This is a genomic window from Thauera phenylacetica B4P (assembly GCF_000310225.1).
Lineage (GTDB): Bacteria > Pseudomonadota > Gammaproteobacteria > Burkholderiales > Rhodocyclaceae > Thauera > Thauera phenylacetica.
The window spans coordinates 1-604 of sequence record NZ_AMXF01000570.1 but is presented as its reverse complement, the minus strand read 5'-3'; the positions used below and the strand labels follow the sequence as shown (position 1 = coordinate 604).

Here is a 604-nt window from a genome sequence, read left to right as displayed (position 1 = left end):
CGCGCAGCAGGCGCGCGGGCAGGGCGGGGTCGCGCGCGGCGTTCACCGCGAGCGCGAGCGCACCGATCGGGCCCTCGAAGCGCCGGCTCTCGCGCAGCATCACGGTGTGCTGGGCGAGCGCCGGCGCCGTGCCCGCCGCCTCCACGTAGCGCGCGGGCAGGGCCTCGCCGGTGGTGGCGAGCAGGTAGCGGGCGGTCTCGGCGTCGTAGCGTCCCGCCCGGGCGTCGCGGCAGAGGTCGCCGAGCACCGCGCCGGCCTCGACCGAGGCGAGCTGGTCCTTGTCGCCGAGCAGCACCAGGCGCGCGCCGGGCGGCAGGGCCTCGAGCAGGGCGGCCATCATCTCCAGATGCACCATCGAGGCCTCGTCGACGATCACCACGTCCACGTCGAGCGGGTTGCCGGCGTGGTGGCGGAAGCGCCGGGTGTCGGGGCGGGCGCCGAGCAGCGCGTGCAGGGTTCGCGCCGCGCCGATGCGGCGGGTGAGCGCGGCGAGGTCGAGGTGTGCGCCCAGGCTGTGCTGCAGGGCCTGCAGCGAGCCGTCGATGGCCTGGCGCAGGCGCGCGGCGGCCTTGCCGGTGGGCGCGGCCAGCGCGATGCGCAGGCG

1 protein-coding gene is annotated in these 604 nt (G+C 78.0%); it reads right to left on the bottom strand.

All coding sequences use genetic code 11. The features are described from left to right. Positions 1 to 604, bottom strand: a 604-nt coding sequence (locus C667_RS23735) for an AAA family ATPase (protein ID WP_004392018.1), incomplete at both ends; no start/stop codon positions are given.